The sequence below is a fragment of the Pumilibacter muris genome (assembly GCF_943193045.1).
GTDB classification, from domain to species: Bacteria; Bacillota; Clostridia; order Christensenellales; family Pumilibacteraceae; genus Pumilibacter; species Pumilibacter muris.
The window spans coordinates 20735-27404 of sequence record NZ_CALPCN010000012.1; the positions used below are offsets into that span (position 1 = coordinate 20735).

Sequence of the window (6670 nt, forward strand, 5' to 3'; positions counted from 1 at the left end):
TAATTATACCGAAAAAGCAAGGTGAGGATTTTGAGAGAAAAAAACGAAAACCCTCAAAATAAAGAGGAAGAGGCTGTTCTTGTTAAACTTGCGCTCAACCGAAAAAAGATTGAGGAATACGAACGAAACAACAGGCTTGAGCGCTACAACGCGGGCGAAAAGGTTCATTTGAAACAGCTTGAATTTCATAAGTGCTTAAAGCGCAACCGTTGGGTGTTCGGCGGCAACCGCACGGGGAAAACGGAATGCGGCGCGGCGGAAGCGGCTTGGCTCTTGCGGGGGAATCATCCTTACCGAAAAGTGCGCGGCGCGGTTGTGGGGTGGGCGGTGTCGGTGAGCTACGGCGCGGGGCGCGAAGTCGCGCAGAAAAAACTGCTTTCTTATCTTAACTCCGAATGGCTGGCATCGGTGGGAATGCTCAAAGGTTCGCGGAGCGGAACTGACGGAGGAATAGTTGACTACATAGCCGTTAAAAACGTTTTCGGCACTTTTAGCTATGTATATTTTAAAAGCTGCGAAGCGGGCAGAGAAAAATTTCAGGGGAGCAGTTTGGATTTCGTGTGGTTCGACGAAGAGCCGCCCGAAGACATATACGAGGAATGCAGAATGCGGGTTTTCGACCGCAAGGGCGACATATTCGGAACAATGACGCCGCTAAAAGGCATGACGTTCGTATACGATAAAATTTACTTAAACAGCGTAAACGACGACGAAACGTGGTGCGTGTTTATGGAATGGGCGGACAACCCCTATCTATCGCCCGACGAAATAAAAAGGCTTAGCGCGGTGCTCTCGCCCGACGCGCTTAAATCGCGGCGCTACGGTTGTTTTGCCGACACGGGCGAGGTTGTGTATTGCGAATTTGACGAGAGCGTGCACGTTATAGAGCCGTTCGATGTGCCCGCCGAGTGGCAAGACTGTTTGTCGATAGACCCGGGACTTAAAAATCCGCTTTCATGCCATTGGTATGCGGTTGACTACGACGGCAACGTTTATGCCGTTGCGGAGCATTTCGAAGCGGGGCTCGACGTGAAAGAACATTGCGAAAAAATAAAGAGCATAAGCGCCGCTCTCGGTTGGAAGAAAACGCGCTCGGGCGCGCTTTACGCGCTTATCGACAGCGCGGCGAATCAACGCACGCTTTCGTCGAGTCGAAGCGTTACCGAGTTGTTTTGCGAGAACGGAATAGCCGCGAACCCCAAAGTGGAGAAAAATATTTTTGCGGGAATCAACCGCGTTAAAAGCTATCTTATTGGCGAAAACGGAGTGCCGCGACTTTACGTTTTTTCAACTTGCCGCAATCTTATACGCGAGTTCAAATCTTATAAATACGGACCTGACGACACTCCCGTAAAACGCGACGACCACGCGCTCGACGAGCTTCGTTACTATCTTATGACTAAGCCCGCAAACGCGCCGCCCGCACGCGAAAAAGGGGAGCTTGCGCGGTTTAAAGAGCGGCTTATGAGCGCGAGAGGACGGGGCGCGAGAAAATGAGCGCGGAGGACGCAAGGTGGAGGAGAACGAAAAGCGGCGGCTTATAAACAGTATGTTTAAAAAGGCTGCGGGCTACGAAGCCGTTGAAACGCAGGAGGAATATTCGTTGGTGGACGGCGAACTTGCTCTTACCAAACGCAAGATAATTCGCAAAGACGTGCCGCCCGATTTATCGGCGTTAAAGCTTTTGCTCGGCGAGGAAAAGCCGCCCGCCGTGAGCCGCGAAGAGCTTGAACGGGAGCGCAAAGAGCTTGCCGAAGAGTATTTTAAAATTACGGGGAAACGATTGAAATCGCACAAAAAAAACAAAGGTAAGGGAGGAATATAGAAAATATGGAACTAATAGAAAACAAGTGCAAAATAGGTTGCGAAATGGGGGCGTGCAAAAATCGCGCCACAAAAACAATCAAGTTCGGCAGAGTGGGAATAAAGAGTCGGCTTCACGTTTGCGACGATTGCCTTAAAGAACTTTACTCGCTTATAGGGGCGTGTTACGTTCCCAAAAGCATAGAAACGGCGAACAGAAAAAACAACAAACAGTAAAGCGTTTCGGCGCGAGGAGGCGAAGAAAATTTGAAAGAAAAATACGTTTTCGAAGAAGAAAAGGTTGCCGAAATAAAAAAAGATTTTGCGGCGCGAGTGGCGGCTCGGCGGGCTTTCGAAGCGCAATGGCAGCTTAATTGCAATTTCGTGCTCGGCAATCAATACGTTTATTCGCGCGCGGACGGAAGCGTTTTTTCCGAAGAGCGCGACTATTATTGGCAGGAAAGAGAGTGCTTTAACCATATTGCGCCGCTTGTGGAAACCCGTTTGGCAAAGTTGCAACGGGTGCGTCCGCGCATGAGCGTGCGCCCCGCGAGCGGCGACGAGAACGACAGGCTCAGCGCGAAGGCGGCGGCGAAAATTCTAAATTCGGCTTGCGAGGCGGCGGAAATGGATAACGTTATAAGCAGGGCGACTATATGGAGCGAAATTTGCGGAAGCGCATTTTATAAGGTGGAGTGGAACGCTCGCGGCGGCAAAAAGATAGGCTCGCGCAACAAAAGAGCGGTGTACGAGGGCGACGTGAGCGTAAGAGTTTGTCCGCCGTTCGAAATATATCCCGATTCGCTCGGGCGTCAAACGGTTGCGGATTGCGAAAGCATTATTCACGCGAGGGCTGTGTCGGTAGACGAAATAGAGCTTATATACGGCGTTAAGGTTGAGCCGGAGTGCGCCGACGTTGTGAGCGACGTTGGCAAATGTATGCTCGGAGGTTTAGACGGAAGCAGTTCGGCGCCGCTGTTCGGGCGGGAGAGCGCAAAAAATTGCTGTTTGCTGATTGAGCGTTACGTTCGCCCCACAGCGTGCAACGAAGGCGGCGAATACGCGGCTGTGGCAAGCGGAAAGCTTCTTGCGTTCGGGGAGTTGCCGTATTGTTGCGGCGCGGAGCTTACGCCCGACTTGCCGTTCGTTAAGCAAGATTGCATAATGCGGGCGGGTTGCTTTTTCGGCACGAGCACGGTGGAACGCTGCATTCCCATTCAGCGTGCGTTCAACGCGGTAAAAAACCGCAAACACGAATTTATGAACCGCATAGCTATGGGTGTGCTCGCCGTAGAGGACGGTAGCGTTGATACCGACAACCTCGAAACCGAAGGGCTAAGTCCGGGCAAAATTTTGGTGTACCGTCAGGGCAGCGCGCCGCCCAAGCTTTTGGAGCCCGGACGGGTGCCGTCCGACTTTCAGTACGAAGAGGATAGGTTACTAAGCGAATTCGTGTCGGTTACGGGAGTTAGCGAGATAATGCGTTCGAGCTCGGTGCCGAGCGGAATGACGAGCGGCGTGGCGTTGCAGCTCCTTATAGAGCAAGACGACACGAGGCTTTCGGTATCGGCGGAATATGTGCGCGGCGCCGTGCGCTCGGTGGCTAAAATGCTGTTGCGCCTTTATAAGCAATTCGCGCGCCGCCCGCGACTTGCGCGGTTTGTTGGCGACGACGGCGACGTTGAACTTTTGCGCTTTACCGCGTCGGACATAGGGTGCGACGACGTTGTGTTCGAAACGGAAAACGAGCTGACGAGCACTCCCGCACAGCGAAAGAGCATGTTGTTCGACCTTTTGAACATGGGGCTACTCGGCGACGAAAACGGGAAATTGAGCGACGCCGTTCGGCACAAGATTTTAGACGCGGTAGGTTACGGCGGTTGGGAAGCCTCACGCGAAACCGCGTCGCTCCAAACCGCTAACGCGCGACGTGAAAATTTGGGTTGCGCGGAGCGGGAGCTTTCGGTTAGCGAAATCGACGACGACGCGCTTCATGAGGACGAGCACATAAGGTTTATGCTGACTTCGGAATTTAACCGAATGTGCGACGGCAATCCTACGCTTTGCGAAAAAATGCTCGAACATGTTCGACAGCACAAGAGGCAAAAAAAGCTTAAAAAGGAGGTCGAAAATGCAAAACTCGGAGATTAGCGGAGAAGAACAAGCGCTTACTGCCGCGCAAGCGGTTGAACCCACCGACGAACAACTTATGGCGGCGCTATCCGACGAGGGGAGGCGCGAGAAGTTGGTTTTTTCCAACGACGCGCTTGTGAACGCCGTTATAGAGCGGTATCTTGACGAGCTCAGCGGGGCTAAAAGCGTGCCCGTTGTGCGCGGTCTTTCGGCGCTTTGCCCCGTAGCCAAGCCCAAAACTTTGGGCGAGGCGAAAAAGATTGTGGACGGTTTTTAAACGCCGCGATAAAAAAAGAAAAGTAAAAAAATAAAAAAGGAGAATAAATAATGGTAACACTTACTAATGCCGAAAACGCTTTAAAGTCGGTTTATTTGGGAGCGGTGACGGAATTGCTCAATACGAAAACAAATCCGTTGCTCGGAAAAATCGAACAGACGAGTAGCGACGTATGGGGCAAAGAAATCCGAAAAGCGGCAAGCTACGGAATTAACGGCGGCGTGGGCGCCGGCGACGAAGACGGAGTTTTGCCGTCGGCTAAAAGCACGAACTACTTGCAGTTTGTAACCGCGCTTAAAAATCTTTACGGGCAGATAGAAATATCCGATAAAGCTATTCGCGCGAGCGCCGACGGAAGGGGCGCGTTCACCGACCTACTCAACAACGAGCTTCAAGGACTTTTGGACGCGTCGAAATTCAATTTGGGGCGCATGCTTTACGGCGACGGCACGGGCTTACTTAGCACGGTAGGCGCGGCGGACGGCGGCTTTTGCCCTGTGGGGAGTCCGCAAAACTTAATAGAAGGACTTGTGGTTGACATATATTCCGCCGCGAGTGCGAAAATAGGAACGGCGTGCATAGTTTACGTTGACCGCGACAATAAAAAGATAAAGCTTTCCGAAACGCCGTCGGCGCTCGCGGCAAATTGCAAACTATATGTGCAAGGAAGCAAAGACAAAGAAATTACGGGGCTTGGGGCGATATTCAAAACCGACGGTTCGCTATACGGAGTGTCGCGCGAGGCTCACCCGTGTATGCGCCCTTACATAAAAACCGACGTGGGCGCGCTCGACGAAATAGTTATGCAAGAGGCAATCGACCGTCTCGAAATGTCGGCGGGGAGCACCGTAGACTTTATAGCGGTGTCGGCGTCGGTTAAATATGCTTATCAGGAGTATATGGCGCAATACAAACGCAACATAGACGTTATGGAATTAAACGGCGGCTTTAAAACTCTTTCGTACAACGGCATACCGCTTGTTTATGATAGGTTTATAGAAGAAGGCACTATGTACTTATTAAACACTAAGGCTTTTAAATTGCATCAACTTTGCGACTGGCAGTATCTTGAAACGGAGAACGGAAAAATTCTTCGCCAAACTCAGGGCAAACCCACTTATACCGCTACTCTCGTTAAGTATTGCGACCTTGTGTGCGACCGTCCGAACGGACAAGCTTGCCTTAAAGGAATTACGCGCTCGTGAAAAAATGCGCGGTACTTATAGAGAACGACACGTTCGATATTGCCGCGCGGCTCAAAAGCATAGACGACGGATATTTTGTTCTGTACAACAAACGGACTCATTCGTTTGAGGTGCATAACGGAAAGCAGCGGGGAGACACCTTCTCGCTGCGTATTCCGTATCCGTGCTTAGACGCGCGAACGGTGACGCTCGTAAGAAAAACGCGGGCGGAAAACGCGAAAAAACTGTTCGATGATATGGAGCGCGAGAACGCTTTGTTGGCGAAAGAGCAAAAATCCGCCGCATTGAACAAAGCTCTTTTTGCCGCCGAAGATTTATTGAGCAAAAGCGGGAAATTTTGAAGTTTTCGAAGAAAATGCGAGGCAATCGTTTAAAATAGCGGAATATGTGAGTAAAAAGAATTAAACCGTTTGAAAACGGAAAAAAGTTGAGAAGTTTTGCGCAAAATTCGGATAAACTCAGTAAAATTGTTAAAAAGCTATAAAAAGTTTGAAAAACTTACTGTTTATCAGAAAAGCGAAGAAAAACCGACAAAAAAGAGCATAAACGGTTAAAAACGAAGAAAAAGGAACAAATAGGGAGAAAAATAATGAAGATATTTGACGCTGTATACACTGCCGCCGTTTTTTTGCAGCTCGACGGTTTGTGCGACGCAATGAACGCCGAAGATTTTAATCGAGAGGATTACAAAACTTCGTTATCCGCCGAAAATGCCGCCGAGCTCGAAATATTAGTTAGGTGTTGCAATTTGGTGCTCGGGGAATTGAGTTCGTCGGAGTTTCCGTTAAAAAAATGCGCGAACACGGTTTCGAAAAGCGGCAGAATAGAATATTCGTCGTTGCCTGAAAAAATTACCGATATTTATTGCGTGCTCGCAAACGGAAAAAGCTTGCCTTTTGCCGAGTATTACGATTGCGTTACCGTGCCTTACAGCGGCGAATGCGTTGTAACGTATTCTTTCGCGCCCCGAGCCGTAACTCTTTCAAGCGTTTCGCCTTACGTCGGGAACAAGCCGAGCGCGCGACTTACGGCATACGGCATAGCCAGAGAATATTGCCTTATTAGCGGCATGACCGACGACGCCGCTTTATGGGACAGCCGCTTTGTAGCGTGTGTAGAAGAGGAAGCGAGGGGGCGGGGGAGTAAGGTTGTGCGCCGTCGCAAATGGTTTTGAGGGCGCACTCATCACGCTCTGCGGCGTCAAGGCATCGCGTTTTCTCGGTTGCGTACAAAAGAGTACGCGCCCGTCGAA

Annotated in this window: 8 protein-coding genes; all 8 read left to right on the forward strand. The window is 50.6% G+C overall.

Annotated features, from left to right (window positions below; genetic code table 11):
• Window positions 1–30: 30 nt before the first annotated feature.
• The 8 genes from NFR62_RS10055 (at window position 31) to NFR62_RS10090 (ending at window position 6592) form a co-directional block, all read left to right on the forward strand.
• A complete protein-coding gene (locus tag NFR62_RS10055) occupies window positions 31–1497 on the forward strand; it encodes a terminase large subunit domain-containing protein (protein WP_251618052.1) in 1467 nt (488 codons plus the stop codon).
• 16 nt (window positions 1498–1513) lie between these two features.
• Entirely contained in the window at window positions 1514–1825 is a 312-nt protein-coding gene (locus NFR62_RS10060; RefSeq protein ID WP_251618055.1) for a hypothetical protein, read from the forward strand.
• 5 nt (window positions 1826–1830) lie between these two features.
• Window positions 1831–2040 (forward strand): hypothetical protein, encoded by a 210-nt coding sequence (locus tag NFR62_RS10065; protein ID WP_251618058.1) that lies wholly within the window; start codon window positions 1831–1833, stop codon window positions 2038–2040.
• A gap of 30 nt (window positions 2041–2070) precedes the next feature.
• Window positions 2071–3954: a portal protein gene (locus NFR62_RS10070; protein WP_251618059.1), complete on the forward strand. Its 1884-nt coding sequence runs from the start codon at window positions 2071–2073 to the stop codon at window positions 3952–3954.
• A complete protein-coding gene (locus tag NFR62_RS10075) occupies window positions 3935–4213 on the forward strand; it encodes a hypothetical protein (protein ID WP_251618061.1) in 279 nt (92 codons plus the stop codon). The genes NFR62_RS10070 and NFR62_RS10075 overlap by 20 nt, the downstream gene beginning before the upstream one ends.
• Window positions 4214–4263: 50 nt before the next feature.
• Entirely contained in the window at window positions 4264–5418 is a 1155-nt protein-coding gene (locus tag NFR62_RS10080) for a phage major capsid protein (protein ID WP_251618063.1), read from the forward strand.
• A complete protein-coding gene (locus tag NFR62_RS10085) occupies window positions 5415–5759 on the forward strand; it encodes a hypothetical protein (protein ID WP_251618065.1) in 345 nt (114 codons plus the stop codon). The genes NFR62_RS10080 and NFR62_RS10085 overlap by 4 nt, the downstream gene beginning before the upstream one ends.
• A gap of 248 nt (window positions 5760–6007) precedes the next feature.
• Window positions 6008–6592, forward strand: a complete 585-nt coding sequence (locus NFR62_RS10090) for a hypothetical protein (RefSeq protein WP_251618067.1) — start codon at window positions 6008–6010, stop codon at window positions 6590–6592.
• Window positions 6593–6670 lie beyond the last annotated feature (78 nt).

Bases quoted from the DNA above. Each gene is read 5' to 3' on its own strand.
- NFR62_RS10065 (WP_251618058.1), top strand. From the start codon at position 1,831: ATGGAACTAATAGAAAACAAGTGCAAAATAGGTTGCGAAATGGGGGCG.
- NFR62_RS10075 (WP_251618061.1), top strand. From the start codon at position 3,935: ATGCAAAACTCGGAGATTAGCGGAGAAGAACAAGCGCTTACTGCCGCG.
- NFR62_RS10090 (WP_251618067.1), top strand. From the start codon at position 6,008: ATGAAGATATTTGACGCTGTATACACTGCCGCCGTTTTTTTGCAGCTC.
- NFR62_RS10080 (WP_251618063.1), top strand. From the start codon at position 4,264: ATGGTAACACTTACTAATGCCGAAAACGCTTTAAAGTCGGTTTATTTG.